We start from the raw sequence: 18997 nt of genomic DNA, 5'->3' as shown, positions 1-18997 counted from the left end.
ATGATTCTATGGATGTCGGTCATTGCGACGCCACAATTCACACCTGTCTTAAACCGGCTATCCAAGGAATACGGCCTCGACCTCCACGCGCACTACCTCAACGTTGGCTCCGGAGGTCGCGAGTGGGGCGATTTGGATCTGAGCCACCCGCACACATTCCATCGCCCCAATTCGTTCTTGCAGGACCTGTTTTGTGGATTCAGGCTGGCGAGGCTGCCCGACCTCCGAGCAGCTATTGTTCTTGGCTACAATCGACCGATGGCCATCGGCCTGCTTGTCGGTTGCCGGGTCCGGCATATCCCGATCTTCACTTTGTCCGATAGCGACGATTCCCAGCAACTCGCACAGGCGTGGTCCCGGAGAACGCTCAAGCGGCTTTTCCTACGCTTGGTTTACGCTCCGAGCACGCGGGTTTGGACCATAGGTCCTTCTAACAGCGATTTCTGGCGACGAGTCGGCCTAACCAACCAGAAGTTCATTCCATTCGAGTCGCCTATTCCCGAAGGCGACGTCTCTGAAAGACCTTCGACGAGTGTCACGCCAACAGTCCTGTACGTTGGCCGCTTCGCGGCCGACAAAGGGACGGTGCAGGCACTGCAGGCTGTGCAGAAACTTCACGACAGTGGGCTGCCCGTGGTCTTGCGCCTGATCGGCCAAGGAGACCTCGATGACGTGAAGGCTTTCCGCGGCAAGCCTTTCGTGGAATTTGTCGGATCGGTGCCCAACGGTGAGCTTGGCCCGCACTACTCCGCGGCGTCTTGTCTCGTTGTCCCTTCCCGTTCGGAGCCCTACGGCTTGGTCGTGACTGAAGCCTTGCAGTTCGGGCTCCCCGTAGTGGCCACCAACGGGGTTCCGGCGGCTCTTCAGCACTGCAACCACGGATGGAACATAGTTGAGGCAGGAGATGTGGACGGACTGGCGGCAGCACTGGCGACCTGTCTGCAACTGTCCGAGAGATGGCCGCGACGCGAACCCGCGGACACTGCCCGAATCTACGCAGAGGACATCCACGAGATCTTGAGTGACGCACGTGACTGAACTTCTGCAGGAGCCCCTTGCCCTCGCAGCCCTTGTTATGGGATGCCTTCTCCTCGTCGGGGTGGTCCTGCTATCACCGCGATTAGGAACCTGGGCAATTCTATTAGCCTTCGTATTTACTGGCCTGAAGTTTGGCAACATCGCGACCGGCGCCATAGATACTCGACCGGTCGCCGCGATGGCGGTAGTGGCGATGCTGCTGCATGCGACGTTACTTCAACGAAAGCGGGGTGATCACGATCACCCCACACGGCCTAGTACTATCCATTCACTGCTCGTTTGGTCGTCCCTCGGCTTCGCGATCTTTGGCTTTGCCTCGACACTTTGGTCACAGGTTCCAGAGCGGTCCCTCTACTCGTCGGTTGCCTGGCTAGTTCTCGTTGCGATCATCGTCTCGTCCAGAACGGTGGGGCCTCAATACACCCTGCAGAGTATTCGGCGACTGGTCTTTCTTCTCGTAGGCGTCTCCGCGGCCTTAGTGGTCGTCGGCGCGCCCGGGGCGTGGTACGCCGGCAGAGCAATGGGTCTCTTCCGCAACCCGAATGGGCTGGGGCTCTACTGCGTACTGGCTGCACCCTTCGTCCTTGCCTACCCGAACAAGCGGGTTCGGTGGCTCTGGCTCCCACTCTTCGTCATGTGCGTTGCCACCGGCTCCCGGGCTGCCACGGCCGCAATGCTGGCCTCCCTCATCGTTTTCCTGTGGCAGATCGCAGCCCCCCTCGCTAAAGCGGCAGCCATGATTTGCCTAATGCCTGCGGCCTATCTCGCCTTCGGTGAGATCAGAGGTGTCAGCGGACAGGCTGATGCACCGACTATTCTCCGAGCCACCGACACACGCACCTTTGTGTGGGTAAAGGCGATTCCGCAAATTCAGGAGCATCCGTGGGGAGGTGTCGGAATGGGTGCCCTCGAGTCCGAATCAGGGTCGACAGCCATCAAGGTTCTAGCTGAGCTGGGCGTTTTGGGCGCCCTCGTTGCCTGCATCGTTCTTGCTGTCTGCTGGACGGCATCCAAGAATTCCGTCGGCGCCCGCGCGCTGGTGGTCGGTGGGGTGGCAAATGCGGCACTCGAGGGGTGGCTGTTCACGGCCGGCTCGGTCTATGCCGTCATCTTCTTCATGTCCATCGCGGCGGTCGCAGCAGCGCCCGGGCCGCATGCACTCCTTCACGCAACGTCCCTACCTGAAGGACACGCCACTAGTCGGCGAGAACGCCGGCCGCTGCGACGGCGCGGGAGCGCCAAGAGTTCGCCTCTTTCGCTTCAATCAGGGCTGCGCGCATCCTCTGGGACACACCCTTTTCAGTAACCTCCTGTAGCAGTGCTCGCAGCGATTCATCCCGCCAAGGAATCGCCCAACCAATGCCTTGCTCCGTGACGATGCTTCCTACAAAGGTCCCTTTGACCGCTAGAATGGGCAACTCGTTGCCTAGGTACTCAAACACCTTCACCGAAACCGCAAAGTCTGAATACTCCGTGGGGCGCACGAAGAACACGCCCACGTCCGCAGTGGCGTACAGGGCTTGGAGCTCCCTGCCGCTCTTATGCACAACGCTCACGTTGGGCATATTCTCGGGGTAACTGTTGCGAACTCTTCTCCAATCGTCCTGCCGTGTACATATCGTCAGGTGTACCTTGTCGAGGGTTGCCACGTTCTCAACCAACTTGGTAAGGTCGTAGAGAACCCCAAGACCCCCCACGTAAACAAGGTGAAGGTTGCCGTGTCTCGTCTCGATTCGCTCTCCCTCCGCAGCACGGGGATCGAATCCTGGCGGGAGGGCCATCGGTGCCATCTGGGGTGCGAATGGGACATGTCGTGCCATTGGCAACGAAGGCAGGAAGAGTGTGGAGACGACGAGTCGGTAGACGCAGAGGTCCAGGAAATACAGCACACTCAGCAGGTTGCGACGCAAACGGCTCTTGTACTGATCCGAGCCGGCCACGCGCCAGTATATGTCTCGATAGAACAACCCCACACGAAGTCCCTGACGGCGACATCTCCCCAGAAACGCCATATCCATAACCGGGTGAAATTTCCGTATCGATCCCTCTGCCAGGGCAGTCGGCAGCGATGAGTTCTCCGAGTAAACGAAATCGTGGCACACCCCCTTTTGCCACATTGAGCGGATGATTCGTATCTGTGCTCGCCGCTCAACGGCCGTACCGGCAACTACGTCAACATGATATCCAGCATCCCTAAAACCCTGCAGCATGGCAAGCGGCCTGATCGCATTACCAACGGGCGTATTTGGATCTAAGGGATACGGGACATGGAAGATCATTCGCATTGCTTCTCCTGTTTGACCGAGTTCACTGACCACGGCGCGCGGTGTGTGGGGTAGACCTTCTGAGCTCTCGGTGATCACTGTCGCCTATAAGTGACCCAAGTCCGGCGCATGACGAATCAGAGCGAACTCAGCGCTTCGCGGAGCACTCCTGTCCGTTCCGCTTCAGACAGCCTCGCTCAGCGAATCCTGTGAGCGGTCATCTGGTAGTGCACGGACCAGACGAGCGGGAACGCCGGCTATCAACGAGTCTTGAGGAAAACTCTTGGTCACCACAGCGCCTGCCGCCACGATGCATCCCTTACCCAACGTGACTCCACCCAGAAGCGTCACCCGAGCGCCCAGCCACGAACCGTCGCCGATGGTGATGGGATGCGCTAGACCAACTCCAGCTCGTCGCTGGAAGGAGCCGATCGCATGACTGCCTACGACGAAAACCGCGTCCGGACCTATGTCGCACTTGGCTCCAATGCAAATTGGAGCGCTTGGAGTCGAGAAGAAGTGAGCATTCGCTCCCACCCACGTGTCAGCCCCAATCTCAACGTTTGCCGAATGAAACTGAGACCTCGGCAGCACCCTGGCCCCCGGACTGATGCCGACTCCAGCCGCCCGCAACAGCAAGCGTCGCATCGCGAAGAACCTGACTCCTGGGAGCAAACCATCCAAACTCGCAAGTGCTGTGAGAAAGAACCAGCGTCGAATCATCGAGAGCCTTTCACATCGGGCAAAAGCCCGCTCCGCGTAGTGCTGGGAGCCTACAGCACCGTTCACGGTACCTAGCCTCGATCGTTCACGTGTTGTGACCTGACACGGCACCCGGAAACACCAAAGTGCCTGTCCTGCAACGGAATACTTGTACTTGCGACAGTCAAGAATCCGGTACGGGAAGGCACCTGGTAAGTGAAGAGTACAACGTAGTCGGCGGGGTTGTCCGTGAGCGGGGATGGGACCGGCGTGGTGGCCCACGCGGGGAATGTGGCAGTGCGGATGTTGGCCGACCGGACCGGGCTCACCGACGCCCTGTCGGCGGCACTGGCCCGGCGCGGGTTCACCCCGGGCCATGACCGGGGCCGGGTGCTGGTCGACGTCGCGACGATGATCACCGCGGGTGGGCAAGCCATCGCCGACATCGACACGTTGCGTCACCAGGGCGAGGTGTTGGGCGCGGTCGCGTCGCCGCCGACGGTGTGGCGGGCCTTGGACGAGCTGAGCCCTGCTGTACTGCGCCGTGTTGCGGCGGCTCGCGCGAAGACGCGTGCTCGAGTGTGGTCCCTGATCCCGGGCGGAGTGCCCGCCTCTGCAGTAGACGGGACCACGCTGGACGCTGACGTGGTCGTGCTTGACGTGGACGCCACGATCGTGATCGCGCACTCCGAAAAGGAGCACGCCACCCGCACGTTCAAGAAGACGTTCGGGTACCACCCGATCGGCGTCTGGTGCGATAACACCGGGGAGCTGTTGGCGGCGTCGCTGCGGCCAGGCAACGCCGGCTCGAACACCACCGCTGATCACCTTGAGGTATTGACAGCCGCGGTCGGCCAAGTCCCCGCGCTGCACCGCAAGAAGCTCCTGATCCGCGCCGACGGCGCTGGCGCCTCTCATGGCCTGTTGGACTGGCTCACCACGTTGAACACCGCCCCCGTGCATGGTGCTCGGGGCCGGTCGGTGGAGTACTCGGTCGGGTTCGCCGTCACCGAGCAGGTCCGCGCCGCGATCGCCGTGGTGACCAACCGTGCCTGGGCGGCCGCCTCGGACGCCGATGGCGAGGTCCGTGAGCACGCCGACGTCGTCGAGATCACCAACCTGCTCAACCTGAACCGGTGGCCGGACGGAATGAGAGTCATCGTCCGCCGCGAGCACCCCCACCCCGGCGCGCAACTGTCCCTGTTCGAAGAACGCGACGGGTGGCGCTACCAAGCGTTCGTCACCACCACCACGACCGGACAGATCGCCTTCCTCGAAGCACGCCACCGCGCCCACGCCCGCGTCGAAGACCGGATCCGCGTCGCCAAGGACACCGGCCTGGGCCGGTTCCCCTCCCGGGAGTACGACATCAACCAAGCCTGGCTGACCGTCGTCGCCCTCGCCGCCGACCTCACCGCGTGGCTGCACCTGCTCGCCCTACCGCAGGCATTGAAGACGTGCGAACCCAAAGCGTTGCGGTACCGGCTCCTGCAGATCCCAGCCCGCCTCACCCACGGCGCCCGACGCCGAAGACTGCGGCTGACGAAGTCCTGGCCCTGGGTCACCGACGCCGTCACCACCTTCGCGAACGTCATGGCCATCCCGCTGCGCACCTGAGCGTCGAGCACGTGCCTTGACCGCCCACCACCAGGACCCGGAGACCCGCACCGCAGCGCCAAGCGGCGATCCAGCGCACCCCGAATCCGGTTCAGCCCCAACCACTTCCATCGAGACCATCAACCCCTACCGAAGGCCCCCGGTGAAAGAGGGAGGCTAGGAACACCGGGGCGCAGGCGAAATAGGTCGCTCCGCATCGCTACGCTGGAGAAGTTGGCGCTAGTCGCGGCCGAAGAGGTCGCGCGTGTAGACCTTGTCCGACACGTCATCGAGGGCCTCGCTGACCCGGTTGGCGACGATGACGTCCGAACGACTCTTGAACTCCTCGAGGTCGCGCACCACCTCGGAGTTGTAGAAGCGGTCCTCCTCGAGCGCCGGCTCGTAGAGCACGACCTCGACCCCCTTGGCCTTGATCCGCTTCATGATCCCCTGGATGCTCGACACGCGGAAGTTGTCCGACCCGGCCTTCATGATGAGCCGGTACATCCCGACGACCTGGGGCTTGGACTGCAGGATGTCGGTGGCGATGAAGTCCTTGCGCGTCGTGTTGGAGTCGACGATGGCGCGGATGAGGTTCTGCGGGACGTCGCTGTAGTTGGCCAGCAGCTGCTTGGTGTCCTTGGGCAGGCAGTAGCCGCCGTACCCGAACGACGGGTTGTTGTAGTGCGAGCCGATCCGCGGGTCCAACCCGACCCCGTCGATGATCGAGCGGCTGTCGAGACCATGCGACACGGCATACGTGTCCAGCTCGTTGAAGTAGGCGACGCGCATCGCGAGGTACGTGTTCGCGAAGAGCTTGATCGCCTCGGCCTCGGTCGGCTCGGTGACGAGCACCGGGACGTCGTCGTCGAGCGCACCCTCGACAAGCAGCTCGGCAAAGCGTCGGGCCGCAGAGCTCGAACCACCGACGACCACGCGGCTCGGGTGCAGGTTGTCGTGGAGAGCCCGCCCCTCCCGCAGGAACTCCGGCGAGAACACGATGTCGAGCCCCGGGTGCAGCGAGCGCAGGCGTTCGGTGAAGCCCACCGGCACGGTCGACTTCACGACGACGGTGGCCGACGGAGCGAGCGACGCGACCGACGCGATGACGGACTCGACCGAGGACGTGTCGAAGAAGTTCGCGACGGGGTCGTAGTCCGTCGGGGTCGCGACGACGACGTAGTCGGACCCGGGCAGCGCATCCTCGGCCGACGTCGTCGCGCGCAGCGACAGCTCCCCGCCGGCGAGGTACTCCTCGAGCTCGGGGTCCTCCAGAGGCGACTCGCCCCGGTTGACCTGGTCGACGCGCTCGGCGGACAGGTCGACGGCCACGACGTCGTGGTGTTGAGCCAGGACGACGGCGTTCGACAGGCCGACGTATCCCAGCCCCACTACGGAGATCTTCACGGCCGCCAACCTACCGGCCGCCACACCCGACGACACCTCCGCAGTGCCCGCAGCACATCGCCCATGACGCCGCACCGGTACGCCACAATGAACGCCATGGTGACCCCCGAGATGTCCAAGCGCCTCCTGGCGGAGTTCGTCGGCACGTTCTGGCTCGTCTTCGGTGGGTGCGGCTCGGCAATCTTCGCCGCCGGCTACCTCTCGACCCCGACGCTCGGCTCGGGCGCTCCCGTGCACCTGGGCATCGGCTTCCTCGGCGTCGCCCTCGCCTTCGGTCTCACCGTCGTGACGATGGCGTATGCCGTGGGGCACGTCTCCGGGGCCCACTTCAACCCAGCGGTGACGATCGGCCTCACGGTCGCCAAGCGCTTCGAATGGAAGGACGTCCCCGGCTACGTCGTCGCCCAGGTCCTCGGTGGCCTCGCCGCCGGAGGAGCCCTCTGGGCCATCGCCCGGGGCCGCGACCTCTTCGACGCGACCGGCAACATGGCCGCCAACGGGTTCGCGGAGCACTCCCCCGGCGGCTACTCGATGTTCGCCGTCCTGTGCGCCGAGGTCCTGCTGACGATGTTCTTCGTCTACGTCATCCTCGGCGTGACCCGGGAGAGCGCCCCGACCGGCTTCGCCCCGCTCGCGATCGGCTTCTGCCTCACGCTCATCCACCTCATCTCCATCCCCATCTCCAACACCTCGGTCAACCCCGCCCGCTCCACCGCGGTCGCGTTCTTCAACGCTGACGGCGCCCCAGGACAGCTGTGGCTCTTCTGGGTCGCACCGATCATCGGCGCCGCCATCGCTGGTGCGACCTTCCACCTCATCACGGGTGTCGACCGCCGCGACCGCGACATCAGCGGTGCGGTCCGGGCCGAGGACGTCGTCGTGCCCGACGGGGTCGACCCGGACGCCCCCCGAGCGCACATTTCCCCGTAAGCGCGACCGGCACGGGCGGCATACGCCGGGTTCGACGTCGTTCGACCGCTTCGCCCCAAGGGCAGTGTCTCACGGGTGATACACTGCAGGTATGAGCGCAGACATGGCGCACGAGGTCACCGTGCGGGAACTTCGAAACCAGGGTGGTCGGGTCCTGGATCGAGTGGAACGCGGCGAATCGCTCACCGTCACCAAGGACGGGACTCCCGTGGCCGAGCTTCGACCGCTGCCCCGTCGCGGCTTTCCCGCGGCTGAACTGATAGCGCGAGCGAAGCGGACGCCCAAGGTGGACCCCGAGCGGTTGCGTCGGGACATCGACGAGGTTCTGGACCAGTCCCTGTGAGGCACCCGAAGGGGATACTCGACACCTCCACCGTCCTCCGCCTTCACGAGCTCGACGCACAGGACCTGCCCGAGGACGCAGTGATCTCCGCCATCACCCTGGCGGAACTCTCTGTGGGGCCGCTCGTGACCACGGACGAAGCCGAGAGGGCCGCCCGTCTCGCCCAGGTCCAGCGCGCGGAAACCGATTTCGGGGATCCGCTGCCGTTCACGGCTGAAGCCGCGCGGACCTTCGCTCAGGTCGCCTCCGACATCCGCAGGGCGGGGCGCAAACCCCAGGCTCGCGCATTCGACGCACTCATCGCGGCGACGGCGAAGGCCGCCGACCTGCCCCTGTACACGTTCAACGCCCAGGACCTCGTCGGCGTGACCGGCTTGGAGGTCGTGTCACTCCCCCGCACCGACGCTGATCCGGACAGGCTGCACGCCTGACCACCGTCGTTCGATAGGTTCGGGCGCATGGCGAAGATCATCTACACCCTCACCGACGAAGCACCCCTCCTCGCGACCTACTCCTTCCTCCCGGTGATCGAGGCCTTCGCCTCCACCGCGGGCGTCGACGTCGAGACGCGAGACATCTCCCTCGCGGGCCGCATCCTCGCGGTCTTCGCGGACCAGCTGCCTGATGACCAGAAGGCGGCGGACTCCCTCGCCGAGCTCGGTGCGCTCGCGACCACGCCCGAGGCCAACATCATCAAGCTGCCCAACATCAGCGCCTCCGTGCCGCAGCTCAAGACCGCGATCAAGGAGCTGCGCGACAAGGGCTTCGACCTCCCGGCCTTCACGGACGAGCCGAGCACGGACGCCGAGAAGGACGCCAAGGCCCGCTATGCCAAGGTCATGGGCAGCGCCGTCAACCCGGTGCTGCGCGAGGGCAACTCCGACCGTCGCGCCCCTTCCGCCGTGAAGAACTACGCCAAGGCCCACCCGCACTCGATGGGCGCCTGGAGCGCGGACAGCAAGACCAACGTCGCGACCATGGGCCACGACGACTTCGCCAGCAACGAGCAGTCCGTCGTCCTCGAGGCGGCCGACACCTTGACCATCCGGCTCGTGTCCGACTCCGGCACGACCGTCCTCAAGGAGGGCCTCACGGTCCTCGAGGGCGAGGTCGTCGACGCCACGGTCATGCGCGCCGCCGCGCTCGACGCCTTCCTCAAGGAGCAGATCGAGCGGGCCCGGACCGAGGACGTCCTCTTCAGCGTCCACCTCAAGGCGACGATGATGAAGGTCTCGGACCCGATCATCTTCGGCCACGTGGTCAAGGCCTTCCTGCCCGAGGTCTTCGAGAAGCACGGTGCCGCCCTCGAGGCCGCCGGCCTCTCCCCCGACAACGGCCTCGGCGCCATCCTCGACGGGCTCGCCGACGTCGCGAACGGCGACGAGATCCGCGCGGACATCGAGGCAGGACTCGCTGCCGGACCCAAGCTGGCGATGGTCAACTCCGACAAGGGCATCACCAACCTGCACGTCCCGAGCGACATCATCATCGACGCGTCCATGCCGGCGATGATCCGCACGTCCGGTCACATGTGGGGTCCCGACGGCGAGGAGGCCGACACCCTTGCGGTCGTCCCGGACAGCTCGTATGCCGGCATCTACCAGGTCGTGCTCGACGACTGCCGCGCCCACGGCGCCTTCGACCCGACGACGATGGGTTCGGTCCCCAACGTCGGGCTCATGGCCCAGAAGGCCGAGGAGTACGGCTCGCACGACAAGACCTTCGAGATCGCCGAGGCCGGCAAGGTCGAGGTCGTGAACGCCGCCGGCGACGTCCTCATGTCGCACGACGTCGAGCCCGGTGACATCTGGCGCGCCTGCCAGACCAAGGACGCCCCCATCCGCGACTGGGTCAAGCTCGCCGTCACCCGCGCCCGTGCCTCGCAGACGCCCGCGGTCTTCTGGCTGGACGAGAAGCGCGCGCACGACGCCAAGCTCATCGAGAAGGTGCGCACCTACCTCGAGGGCGAGGACACCGACGGGCTGGACCTTCAGATCCTCAGCCCGGTGGAGGCGACGAAGGTGTCGCTCGAGCGGATCCGCCGCGGTGAGGACACGATCTCCGTCACCGGTAACGTCCTGCGCGACTACAACACCGACCTCTTCCCGATCCTCGAGCTCGGCACCAGCGCCAAGATGCTCTCGGTCGTGCCGCTCATGAACGGTGGCGGGCTCTTCGAGACCGGCGCCGGGGGCTCCGCGCCCAAGCACGTGCAGCAGCTCGTCCAGGAGAACTACCTGCGCTGGGACAGCCTGGGCGAGTTCATGGCGCTCGCCGAGTCGTTCCGCCACCTCGCGACGACCTCCGACAACGCCAAGGCGCAGGTCCTCGCCGACACCCTCGACCGGGCGACCGAGACCCTCCTCCAGGAGAACAAGGGCCCGGCCCGCAAGGTCGGCCAGATCGACAACCGCGGCAGCCACTTCTACCTCGCCCTCTACTGGGCGCAGGAGCTGGCGAAGCAGACCGAGGACGCCGACCTGGCGGCGAAGTTCACCACGGTCTCGGAGACGCTGACGGCGCAGGAGCAGCAGATCAACGACGAGCTGCTCGCCGTGCAGGGCTCGCCGGCTGACATCGGCGGCTACTACCGCCCCGACGAGGCCAAGGTCACGGGGGTCATGCGCCCGTCGAGCACCTTCAACGAGGCGCTCGCAGCCCTGGCCTGACAGCAACCGCACCACCACGTATGCCGTGTGCTCACCTCGAGGGTGAGCACACGGCATACGCGCTTCCGACGGGAGAACCGGTCGGGCGCAGTCTGACAATGGAGCTCCCCGCCATCGGGAGCCGCCCGGCTACGCTTGATGCATGACCGAATCCGGACAGCGGCCCCGAGGGCAGCTCACCGGCCCCACGGGCCGTCGCGCCGTGGCGCACCGCAGTGAACTGCTGGATGTTTTGAGACGGCATGGTGTCACCAATCCGGAGGTGTTCGGCAGCTCGGCCCGAGGTGACGACCACGAGGGCAGCGATCTCGACCTCTTGGTGGACTTCCCGTCGGGCACCGACCTCATCGACATGGTCAACATCAAGCTCGAGCTCGAAGCAGTCCTCGGCGTTCCCGTGGATCTCATCCCGCGCGATGGCCTGAAGGATCGCGTTCGCGTCACGGCCACCCAGGACCTGGTTGCGCTGTGAGCCGACCGGACTCGGCCCGGTTGGAAGACATCGCCCAGGCGATCGACTCAATCCGCTCGCATCTTCAGCAGGGCCCATCTCGGTCGGCATCGTCATGGACGCCGTGGCCATGCGGCTTCTCGAGATCGGTGAGGCCGCCAAGGGCTTGAGCCCCGAGGTGACTTCGGCAGAACCAGAGGTCGACTGGCGTGGGATCGCCGGGATGCGCGACTTCCTCGCCCACCACTACTTCGCTACCCGACCTGATGTCATCCAGATGACGCCCGACAGTCAGAGGGTGAGCTTCATCCCGAGGTGCGAGGCGACGAAGCCGAGGCGCTCGTAGAAGCGATGGGCGTCCTCGCGGCGGGCATCGGTGTTGAGCTGGACGAGCACGGCGCCGCGGCGACGGGCCTCGTCGACGGCCCAGCCGACGAGCTGCTCACCGAGCCGCTGGCCGCGATGGGTGGACGCGACGCGCACCGATTCGACCTGGGCCCGCGTCGCGCCCTGCCGCGACAGCCCGGGGAGCAGGCTCAGCTGGAGCGTGCCGACCACGACGCCGTCGTCGTCGAGGACGACGAGCTCGTGGTCCGGGTCGGCGTCGATCCGCTCGAAGGCCGCCAGGTATGCCGTGGGGTCAGCGAGGTCCTCCCGCCCGGCCCCGAGCGGGTCGTCGGCCAGCAGCGCGACGATGGCGGGCACGTCGTCACGCGTGGCTCGCCGAACCCGTGGGGTCACGGGTAGCCGTCGGGGTTGGCGCTCTGCCAGCGCCACGTGTCGGCGCACATGTCGTCGACCGTGCGGGTCGCCTTCCAGCCGAGCTCCGCCTCGGCCCTGGACGGGTCGGCGTAGGACGCGGCCACGTCCCCGGGACGTCGCGCGACGACCTCGTAGGCCAGCTCGTGGCCGACGGCCCGCTCGAACGCCTGGACCATCTCGAGGACCGACGTGCCGTGCCCGGTGCCGAGGTTCCACGTGCTCACCGGCTCGTCGATGGCGCCGAGGCGGGTGAGGGCGGCGATGTGCCCGGCGGCGAGGTCCTCGACGTGGATGTAGTCACGCACGCCCGTCCCGTCCGGTGTCGGGTAGTCGCCCCCGAAGATCGACAGCTTCTCGCGCCGACCGACGGCGACCTGGGCGATGTAGGGCATGAGGTTGTTGGGGATGTCGCTGGGGTCCTCACCGATCGTGCCGCTCGGGTGGGCACCCACCGGGTTGAAGTAGCGCAGCAGCGCGATCCGCCACGTCGGGTCGGCCGCGCCGACGTCGCGCAGCACCTGCTCGATCATCACCTTGGTCCAGCCGTAGGGGTTGGTGGCCGAGGTGGGCGCGTCCTCGCGCATCGGCACCTCGGCGTCGGCGCCGTAGACCGTCGCCGAGCTCGAGAAGACGAGCTTGCGCACACCGTGGCGCCGCATCGCCCGGACCAGGGAGAAGGTCGAGACGAGGTTGTTCTCGTAGTACTCGAGAGGCTTCTCCACGCTCTCCCCGACGGCCTTGAAGCCGGCGAAGTGGATGACCGCGTCGAACCGCTCGTCGGCGAACAGGTGCTCGGTCTTGTCGTGGTCGGTGAGGTCGAAGGACCTCACGTCCAGCGGCGTCCCGGTCAGCACTTCGACCCGGCCGACCACCGACGGCTTGGCGTTGGCGAACGAGTCGACGACGGTGACGTCGTGACCGGCAGCCACGAGCTGGACGACGGTGTGCGAGCCGATGTATCCGGCACCACCCGAGACGAGAACGCGCATGGTTCCACCCTACGGGCGGCCCTGCGCCCCTCGCTGATAGCGTCGAGAGCGACCACAACTGCCCCGTACGAAGAGGTACACATCGTGAGCGCGACACCCGTCAAGGTGGCCGTCACCGGCGCCGCCGGTCAGATCGGCTACAGCCTGCTCTTCCGCATCGCGTCCGGCGCCCTGCTCGGACCCGACACCCCCGTCGAGCTGCGCCTGCTCGAGATCACGCCAGCGCTGAAGTCGCTCGAGGGCGTCGTCATGGAGCTCGACGACTGTGCCTTTCCGACGCTCGCGAAGGTCGAGATCGGCGATGACGCGAACACGGTCTTCGACGGCGTCAACCTCGCCCTGCTCGTCGGCGCCCGCCCACGCGGTCCCGGCATGGAGCGCGGCGACCTGCTCTCGGCCAACGGCGGGATCTTCGCCCCGCAGGGCAAGGCCCTCAATGAGGTCGCTGCCGACGACGTGCGCATCACCGTGACCGGCAACCCGGCCAACACCAACGCCCTCATCGCGATGAGCAACGCCCCCGACATCCCCACCGGGCGCTTCTCCGCGCTGACCCGCCTCGACCACAACCGCGCGATCAGCCAGCTCGCGGCCAAGCTCGGCGTGCCGGTCACCGAGATCAAGAAGATGACGATCTGGGGCAACCACTCCGCGACCCAGTACCCCGACCTGTTCCACGCCGAGGTCGGTGGCCGCAGCGCCGCCGAGGTCGTCGGGGACCAGGGCTGGCTCGCCGACACCTTCATCCCCACCGTCGCCAAGCGCGGCGCCGCGATCATCGAGGCCCGCGGCGCGTCCTCCGCGGCGTCGGCCGCGTCGGCCACCATCGACCACGCCCGCACCTGGGTGCAGGGCACCGCGGACGGCGACTGGGTCTCGATGGCGGTCCGCTCCGACGGCTCCTACGGCGTGGAGGAGGGGCTCATCTCCTCCTTCCCCGTCACCGTCAATGACGGCCAGTGGTCCATCGTCCAGGGCCTGGAGATCGACGACTTCTCCCGCGGCAAGATCGACGCCTCCGTGGCCGAGCTCGCCGAGGAGCGCGACGCGGTCAAGGAGCTCGGCCTCATCTGAGCGAGCGCACAGCGCAAGGCGAGCACGCGGCATACGAGATCCTTCGTATGCCGCGTGTCTGCGTTCGTCTCACGCTGACACCGGCGTGGATTGGGCACTTCGCCGCGTCCCGGCGCTCGGGACGCGGTTCCCGGACGCGTGCCGACGTGGGCCCGCCCGTCGCCTTGGCCGCGCGGTCAGACGCGGTTGGAAGGACCAAGGACACGCTCCTCGGCCCGAGGTCTCACGTTCACCGAGGACCGCCTCGCAGGGGCTAGTCCGTGGGATCCACGAACAGCGGCGGAACGGGTACCACGGCGTATCGACTGCGAACGTCGCCCGTGTCGTTCACCGGGACCCCGCGATACTCCACCCAGGCATGCGCTGAGAGATGCTGACCTTGCGGAGGAGCAAGGCCCATCACCACCTCAAGGTCGTGCCCGCGGCGGCGTGACAGCCACCAAATGGTGATGGCTCGGCCCAGGCAACGGCTCCGGAGTGGATCCAGCCTAGCCACAGTGGTCACCGCACTTGCGATCTCCGTTACGGGCTCAGGGATAGCGTCGTTCATCGGCCGTTTCTGTTGCGTTCCCGCCCGCATCAAATGTCGCATCGTTCTGCGGTAGCCGAACGCCAGCAGGAGGACCCGCACAGAGGGCAGCAGCACCATGGCTTGCGCACCTGCGATCCACCAAGAAGGGCGGGAGCGCATGCGGGGATGCGGTCTAGTCATGAACGTCGACCCCCAGGGCTGAGGCTTGGAGGCGGTACAGCTGGGCGTACCGGCCACCGCCAGCTGTGAGTTCGGCGTGCGTGCCTTGTTCGACCACTCGCCCCTCGTCCAACACGTAGATCTGGTCGGCGTCGACGACGTTGGCGAAGCGGTGAGAGATCACGAGGACTGCCCGGTCGGCGAAAGCCCGTCTCGTGCTGTTGATCAGATCCCGTTCGGCCGATGCGTCAAGGGATGCGGTGGGCTCGTCCAACACGAGCACGGGTGCCTCACGGAACAATGCCCTGGCCATGGCGACCCGTTGCCACTGACCGACCGAGAGGTCGGTCCCCCCTTCGAACGACGGGCTGAGCGTGGTCCGGTAGCCGCCGGGAAGTGTCGCAAGGAACTGATCCGCCTGTGCCGCACGGGCGCTGGCCACCACGTGGTCCGCATCGTCCACGCGCTCGCAGTCCCCCATCGCAATGTTGTCGTGGGCGCTGAGCTGATAGCGCATGAAGTCCTGGAAGATCACTCCCACTCGAGGTGGGCCGTCTTGGCGCCAGCGCACGTCCCCTTTTTGCGGTTGGTAGAGGTCACAGATCAGTTTGGCCACCGTCGTCTTACCGGAGCCGTTGGCGCCGACGAGCGCCACCACCTCGCCGGGTTCGATGGTCAGGCTGACGCCGCGCAGGGCGGGTGTGTCCGAGCCGGGATAGGTGAACCAGACGTCGGACAACACCACAGCTGAGGCACCTGCGTCGCCTCCGCCACCCCCGGGGTCCGGCCTCTGGTGACTTATGGCCGCGTTGCGGGCACGCTCCAAGAACTCGGCGTAGTCACCGAGAAAAAGGGACGCCTCCTGGATCTGACTGACGGCCCCGTTGATCCCTCGGACCCGAAGAGCGAGCTGCTGCACGGCGACCGCGCCGATGGCGGCATCGGCCAAGCTGACCTCGCCGCGCACACTCATCACAATGAGGGAAGCCAGCACGCCCAGCGTGATCAAGGTCGCACCGACACCGGCCACAAGCGAGCGCTGGATGCGTAGTCGCGAAGCTCGGCGAAGTGTCGCGATCTCTCGTTGGTAGAGGCGCTGGTACTGGCCACGTAAGTAAGGACCGGAACCGAACGCCCTGACCTCTTTGGCCTCATCACGGCCGGTGAGGACGTCCTGGAGGTACTGCCGCTCACGGTTGATCGGCGTAAGCGAGTGAACAGCCTCATAGAGGGCCCGACTGTTGCGGGTGGTCGCCAGCGCCATCGGCACTCCTGCAAGGAGCACTGCAGGGATGAGGAGCGGCTGCACTGTGACGAGGACGACCGCGATCGCGCCCCCTCCGGCCAAGGCGCCGGTCAACTGCGAGATCGCCTGCGCGACCTCCCAGGGACGGTGCACCGCCTGCCGCAATGAACGCTGCAGGTGATCCTGGAACTCCGGCGACTCGAACTCGCTGAGGGGAACCGCTGCCGCTGCTTCGACGATGCCGCCAGTGGCTTCCTGTTCGACAAGGTAGCCGAGCATCCAACGCTGCTCCGTCTGCACCACTGTTGCGATGGTGGCCACAGCTGTCGCGGCAGTCAGGGCCACGAGAGCGGGCACGAGAGACGCTAGGTCGTTCAACGAGGAGTCCGATGACAACCTCTCGATGAGGTCTCGCCCTGCGAGCATGGCGACGAGCAGGGCCAGGCTCGAGGCGCCCGCAGCAACCAGCACCATGAGGTACTCGCGAGGGGCAGCCCGGCGGATCGTCGCCACTGCCAACCGGACGTTGCCAGGCAGGCTCCTCCAGGACGTCGCCCGGTTGCCGTGTTCGATCATGGCGCCGCTGCCAGCAACGGCTCGAGTGTGTCGATGAGCTCAGGATAGACATCCCAGCTGCGACGAAAATTCACTCTCAGGCAAGGGATGTCCGTCGCCACGGCACTCGAAAGCTCGAAGGCCTGCGGCGCAATCCTCGCCTGGGACGCCGCCATGAGGAAACTGTGCCGGCTCAGCGTCGCTGTCGCCTGTGACAGAGAGAGCCGATGCACCGTGGCCGGTCCTGTCGTGTGACCGAGGTCCAGAATCAACGCGAGCGGAGCGGCCTCCTGCGCCAACGGGAGGTCCAGGACCAGGCGGTGCTTGTCCGACTCTGCCGCCAGGGCGTAGGAGGAATGGCCGGGCATCAGCGCTGTCCTGCTGTCGCCAGTCAGACGCACACCCGGGTAGGCGGGCATGGCTTGCCAGCCGTCGCCTGTATCGACGATCCGGCAGGCGTCGTCGCCGAGGACTCGCCAGCCCGCTTTCGCGAGTCCTGTGACGGTGCTCGACTTGCCCATGCCACTGTTCCCGACGAAGGCAACCGCCTGGCCCGACGGCGCAACAACGGAGCCAGAGTGCAGGACGACCTCACCCCGTAGAGCAAGCCACCGCGGGATGACGTGGTCGAGGACAAGGTGGGCGATGTAGTCAGCATCATCTGTGTCGATGGGGTCAACGACGACTCGAGCCGTTGCTGGCGAAAGCTCTGCGACCAATTCGGGAAACTGCAGAACGGCGCGACCCTGATCCCAGCCATAGCTGACCCAGTCGGATTCGTCGTCCCCCTGCGCGGGTGTAAAGGTGACGGTGGAGGTGTCCACTGCACCGACTCGCACATTGACATCTGACAGCACCCGTTCCTGGGCGGCGATCGCAACTGGTAGGGCGATGTTGCTGTCGATCCTCAAACCGTATGCGGCATAGATCATGGTCGGGCGTGCGCCCACTTCGACAGTTGTTCCCGAAGGACCGTTCGACCGCGAGCCGCGCTGACAAAGGCCTGGGGATGCAGGGCCAGGGTCTCGTCAATGATGCTGTCCATCGGTCTGTGGCCGTCGACCTTTCCCAGCGCTTCCGAGATCGCGGTGGCGACGGCGGTGGGCTCGAGCACCCTTCCATCAGCAGCCTGAAGCAGCTCCTCCGGCCCCAAAAATTGACCCAGCAGCGTGGACTGTCGCCACCGACGCAGGGACTCCTCCTGCCGCAACCAGCTGACCGACCAGGTGAAGATGCCAGGGTCGGGGCGCAAATCTATCGAGGTCTCCAGCCGATCACCGGTCTGGACGTCTATCGACTCGGTCAACGGGTAGAAGTTGCACCAACGCTGCATCCGATCGGCAACATGTGGCGCATTGCTCAGGTGCACTCCAGGCGCAAGTTCGGCGTCGAACCAGCCCAGCAAGCCATCAACGTGGGCCGAGCTCTCGAACTCGAACGTTGTGGTGGCCTGGACGCGCTCCAGTGAGGACGATGCGATCTTGCCCACGATCGCCGGACGGCCCGCCAGGGTGGCCTCAGAAGCCTCGATCCGCCACTCGGAGTTGATCGCCAGCTGGTGCAACGGGTCTGTGTCGAAGCCGGCGGGCCGACTGGCCCAGATGTCGACCTGCTCGCGTGGCCCGGGCGCGCTCACCGGCGCCAGATGGAGGGTGAACCCAGCAGGGACGAGGCGCCCCCCTGGTTTCAGCAGCCGCTCGCGGGCGTCCGCGAAATAGTCGAGCACCCCCGCGTCATAGACGAAACCACCGATCTGGTCGCAGATGATGACATCCGCGCGCTCAGGCAGATCCACGTCCGTCGAATGTCCACGAACGTGAACCACTCGGTCAGTCAGCGAGTTCCGCACCACCACGTCACGGGCCGGGCCGAGGATTGGCCCGCTGTCAACCATGTAGACGCGCCCAGCCCCCGCCTTGGCTGCCAACAACCCGAGCAACCCGGTACCGGAGCCGAGATCAACAACGACGTCGCCCGGGCGGACGACGTCGTAGAGGGCTTTCCGATAAGCCTGCAGCTTGCAGCGATCCCGAAAATATCCCGCGTGTTCGACCAGCTCCGAACTCGACACGCAACCCCTTCCCTGTCCGGTGGATCAGCCCATGCCCATGGTGGACATGCCGTCCGCCATACTGCCACCTTGCCCCTGCACGAGCTTGGTGATGGCACCGTAGCGCTTGAGCTGCGGACGCAGGTACTGCTTGCTCTCGACGTGCTTCATGATTCCTCCCATTGAAAACGATCACGGTGAGGGTCACTGTCAGGTGTCGCACAATGACT

The 18997-nt window shown here is 65.7% G+C and carries 20 protein-coding genes; 10 read left to right on the top strand and 10 right to left on the bottom strand.

The window, feature by feature from the left end; genetic code table 11:
- Positions 1 to 12 precede the first annotated feature (12 nt).
- Both AC3EU2_RS12240 and AC3EU2_RS12235 read left to right on the top strand, forming a co-directional pair.
- Positions 13 to 1038 (top strand): glycosyltransferase, encoded by a 1026-nt coding sequence (locus tag AC3EU2_RS12240; protein WP_488176572.1) that lies wholly within the window; start codon positions 13 to 15, stop codon positions 1036 to 1038.
- Positions 1039 to 1075: 37 nt separating this feature from the next.
- Positions 1076 to 2344 (top strand): O-antigen ligase family protein, encoded by a 1269-nt coding sequence (locus AC3EU2_RS12235; protein WP_488179484.1) that lies wholly within the window; start codon positions 1076 to 1078, stop codon positions 2342 to 2344.
- Here the strand turns inward: AC3EU2_RS12235 and AC3EU2_RS12230 are convergent.
- Both AC3EU2_RS12230 and AC3EU2_RS12225 read right to left on the bottom strand, forming a co-directional pair.
- The gene (locus AC3EU2_RS12230) at positions 2235 to 3323 is read right to left on the bottom strand and encodes a glycosyltransferase family protein (RefSeq protein ID WP_488176571.1); all 1089 of its coding nucleotides are present in this window, start codon (positions 3321 to 3323) and stop codon (positions 2235 to 2237) included. The two genes, AC3EU2_RS12235 and AC3EU2_RS12230, sit on opposite strands and share 110 nt — an antisense overlap.
- A 162-nt stretch (positions 3324 to 3485) precedes the next feature.
- Complete coding sequence (locus AC3EU2_RS12225; protein ID WP_488176570.1) at positions 3486 to 3950, bottom strand: acyltransferase; 465 nt, start codon at positions 3948 to 3950, stop codon at positions 3486 to 3488.
- Between the two features lie 297 nt (positions 3951 to 4247).
- On the opposite strand from AC3EU2_RS12225, the gene AC3EU2_RS12220 reads away from it, so the two are divergent.
- Positions 4248 to 5621: an IS1380 family transposase gene (locus tag AC3EU2_RS12220; RefSeq protein ID WP_488176569.1), complete on the top strand. Its 1374-nt coding sequence runs from the start codon at positions 4248 to 4250 to the stop codon at positions 5619 to 5621.
- A 219-nt stretch (positions 5622 to 5840) separates the two neighbouring features.
- Here the strand turns inward: AC3EU2_RS12220 and AC3EU2_RS12215 are convergent, their stop codons facing one another.
- Positions 5841 to 7007, bottom strand: a complete 1167-nt coding sequence (locus AC3EU2_RS12215; RefSeq protein ID WP_488176568.1) for a nucleotide sugar dehydrogenase — start codon at positions 7005 to 7007, stop codon at positions 5841 to 5843.
- A gap of 87 nt (positions 7008 to 7094) precedes the next feature.
- On the opposite strand from AC3EU2_RS12215, the gene aqpZ reads away from it, so the two are divergent.
- From aqpZ to AC3EU2_RS12185, 6 genes are all read left to right on the top strand, one after another.
- Complete coding sequence (gene aqpZ, locus AC3EU2_RS12210; protein ID WP_488179483.1) at positions 7095 to 7937, top strand: aquaporin Z; 843 nt, start codon at positions 7095 to 7097, stop codon at positions 7935 to 7937.
- 91 nt (positions 7938 to 8028) lie between these two features.
- Complete coding sequence (locus AC3EU2_RS12205) at positions 8029 to 8280, top strand: type II toxin-antitoxin system Phd/YefM family antitoxin (protein WP_488176567.1); 252 nt, start codon at positions 8029 to 8031, stop codon at positions 8278 to 8280.
- A complete protein-coding gene (locus AC3EU2_RS12200; RefSeq protein WP_488176566.1) occupies positions 8277 to 8711 on the top strand; it encodes a PIN domain-containing protein in 435 nt (144 codons plus the stop codon). The genes AC3EU2_RS12205 and AC3EU2_RS12200 overlap by 4 nt, the downstream gene beginning before the upstream one ends.
- Positions 8712 to 8738: 27 nt before the next feature.
- Positions 8739 to 10949, top strand: a complete 2211-nt coding sequence (locus AC3EU2_RS12195) for an NADP-dependent isocitrate dehydrogenase (protein WP_488176565.1) — start codon at positions 8739 to 8741, stop codon at positions 10947 to 10949.
- A 142-nt stretch (positions 10950 to 11091) separates the two neighbouring features.
- Positions 11092 to 11421, top strand: coding sequence for a nucleotidyltransferase family protein (locus AC3EU2_RS12190; protein WP_488176564.1), 330 nt, complete (start codon positions 11092 to 11094; stop codon positions 11419 to 11421).
- A 94-nt stretch (positions 11422 to 11515) separates the two neighbouring features.
- Positions 11516 to 11746: a HepT-like ribonuclease domain-containing protein gene (locus tag AC3EU2_RS12185; RefSeq protein ID WP_488176563.1), complete on the top strand. Its 231-nt coding sequence runs from the start codon at positions 11516 to 11518 to the stop codon at positions 11744 to 11746.
- Here AC3EU2_RS12185 and AC3EU2_RS12180 read toward each other — a convergent pair.
- Together AC3EU2_RS12180 and galE are read right to left on the bottom strand one after the other, a co-directional pair.
- Entirely contained in the window at positions 11692 to 12171 is a 480-nt protein-coding gene (locus tag AC3EU2_RS12180; protein WP_488179482.1) for a GNAT family N-acetyltransferase, read from the bottom strand. The genes AC3EU2_RS12185 and AC3EU2_RS12180 overlap by 55 nt on opposite strands.
- Positions 12138 to 13151 carry a UDP-glucose 4-epimerase GalE gene (galE, locus tag AC3EU2_RS12175; protein WP_488176562.1) on the bottom strand — a complete coding sequence of 338 codons (1014 nt, stop codon included), beginning with the start codon at positions 13149 to 13151 and terminating at the stop codon, positions 12138 to 12140. Before galE ends, AC3EU2_RS12180 begins: the two co-directional genes overlap by 34 nt.
- Positions 13152 to 13235: 84 nt before the next feature.
- On the opposite strand from galE, the gene AC3EU2_RS12170 reads away from it, so the two are divergent.
- Positions 13236 to 14225: a malate dehydrogenase gene (locus AC3EU2_RS12170; RefSeq protein ID WP_488176561.1), complete on the top strand. Its 990-nt coding sequence runs from the start codon at positions 13236 to 13238 to the stop codon at positions 14223 to 14225.
- 253 nt (positions 14226 to 14478) lie between these two features.
- Here AC3EU2_RS12170 and AC3EU2_RS12165 read toward each other — a convergent pair whose 3' ends face one another.
- Genes AC3EU2_RS12165 through AC3EU2_RS12145 form a run of 5 tightly spaced genes read right to left on the bottom strand, consistent with a single transcriptional unit; the run spans position 14479 to position 18938 of the window.
- Positions 14479 to 14874, bottom strand: a complete 396-nt coding sequence (locus AC3EU2_RS12165) for a lasso peptide biosynthesis B2 protein (RefSeq protein WP_488176560.1) — start codon at positions 14872 to 14874, stop codon at positions 14479 to 14481.
- Between the two features lie 55 nt (positions 14875 to 14929).
- On the bottom strand, positions 14930 to 16738 hold the full coding sequence (locus tag AC3EU2_RS12160; RefSeq protein WP_488176559.1) for an ABC transporter ATP-binding protein: 1809 nt from the start codon (positions 16736 to 16738) through the stop codon (positions 14930 to 14932).
- Positions 16735 to 17649 (bottom strand): hypothetical protein, encoded by a 915-nt coding sequence (locus tag AC3EU2_RS12155; RefSeq protein WP_488176558.1) that lies wholly within the window; start codon positions 17647 to 17649, stop codon positions 16735 to 16737. The genes AC3EU2_RS12160 and AC3EU2_RS12155 overlap by 4 nt, the downstream gene beginning before the upstream one ends.
- On the bottom strand, positions 17646 to 18788 hold the full coding sequence (locus tag AC3EU2_RS12150; RefSeq protein WP_488176557.1) for a 50S ribosomal protein L11 methyltransferase: 1143 nt from the start codon (positions 18786 to 18788) through the stop codon (positions 17646 to 17648). The genes AC3EU2_RS12155 and AC3EU2_RS12150 overlap by 4 nt, the downstream gene beginning before the upstream one ends.
- A 24-nt stretch (positions 18789 to 18812) precedes the next feature.
- The gene (locus tag AC3EU2_RS12145; RefSeq protein ID WP_488176556.1) at positions 18813 to 18938 is read right to left on the bottom strand and encodes a hypothetical protein; all 126 of its coding nucleotides are present in this window, start codon (positions 18936 to 18938) and stop codon (positions 18813 to 18815) included.
- Between the last annotated feature and the right edge of the window lie 59 nt (positions 18939 to 18997).

The organism is Knoellia sp. B-D-2 (assembly GCF_057714695.1).
Note: the sequence above shows the minus strand (reverse complement) of the source record. Positions and strands in the feature narration are given on the sequence as shown.

Bases quoted from the DNA above. Each gene is read 5' to 3' on its own strand.
- AC3EU2_RS12225 (WP_488176570.1), bottom strand. From the start codon at position 3,950: ATGCGACGCTTGCTGTTGCGGGCGGCTGGAGTCGGCATCAGTCCGGGG.
- AC3EU2_RS12205 (WP_488176567.1), top strand. From the start codon at position 8,029: ATGAGCGCAGACATGGCGCACGAGGTCACCGTGCGGGAACTTCGAAAC.
- AC3EU2_RS12185 (WP_488176563.1), top strand. From the start codon at position 11,516: ATGGACGCCGTGGCCATGCGGCTTCTCGAGATCGGTGAGGCCGCCAAG.
- AC3EU2_RS12235 (WP_488179484.1), top strand. From the start codon at position 1,076: ATGGGATGCCTTCTCCTCGTCGGGGTGGTCCTGCTATCACCGCGATTA.
- AC3EU2_RS12145 (WP_488176556.1), bottom strand. From the start codon at position 18,938: ATGAAGCACGTCGAGAGCAAGCAGTACCTGCGTCCGCAGCTCAAGCGC.
- aqpZ (WP_488179483.1), top strand. From the start codon at position 7,095: ATGAACGCCATGGTGACCCCCGAGATGTCCAAGCGCCTCCTGGCGGAG.
- AC3EU2_RS12240 (WP_488176572.1), top strand. From the start codon at position 13: ATGTCGGTCATTGCGACGCCACAATTCACACCTGTCTTAAACCGGCTA.
- AC3EU2_RS12155 (WP_488176558.1), bottom strand. From the start codon at position 17,649: ATGATCTATGCCGCATACGGTTTGAGGATCGACAGCAACATCGCCCTA.
- AC3EU2_RS12190 (WP_488176564.1), top strand. From the start codon at position 11,092: ATGACCGAATCCGGACAGCGGCCCCGAGGGCAGCTCACCGGCCCCACG.
- galE (WP_488176562.1), bottom strand. From the start codon at position 13,151: ATGCGCGTTCTCGTCTCGGGTGGTGCCGGATACATCGGCTCGCACACC.
- AC3EU2_RS12195 (WP_488176565.1), top strand. From the start codon at position 8,739: ATGGCGAAGATCATCTACACCCTCACCGACGAAGCACCCCTCCTCGCG.
- AC3EU2_RS12165 (WP_488176560.1), bottom strand. From the start codon at position 14,874: ATGGTGCTGCTGCCCTCTGTGCGGGTCCTCCTGCTGGCGTTCGGCTAC.
- AC3EU2_RS12160 (WP_488176559.1), bottom strand. From the start codon at position 16,738: ATGATCGAACACGGCAACCGGGCGACGTCCTGGAGGAGCCTGCCTGGC.
- AC3EU2_RS12230 (WP_488176571.1), bottom strand. From the start codon at position 3,323: ATGCGAATGATCTTCCATGTCCCGTATCCCTTAGATCCAAATACGCCC.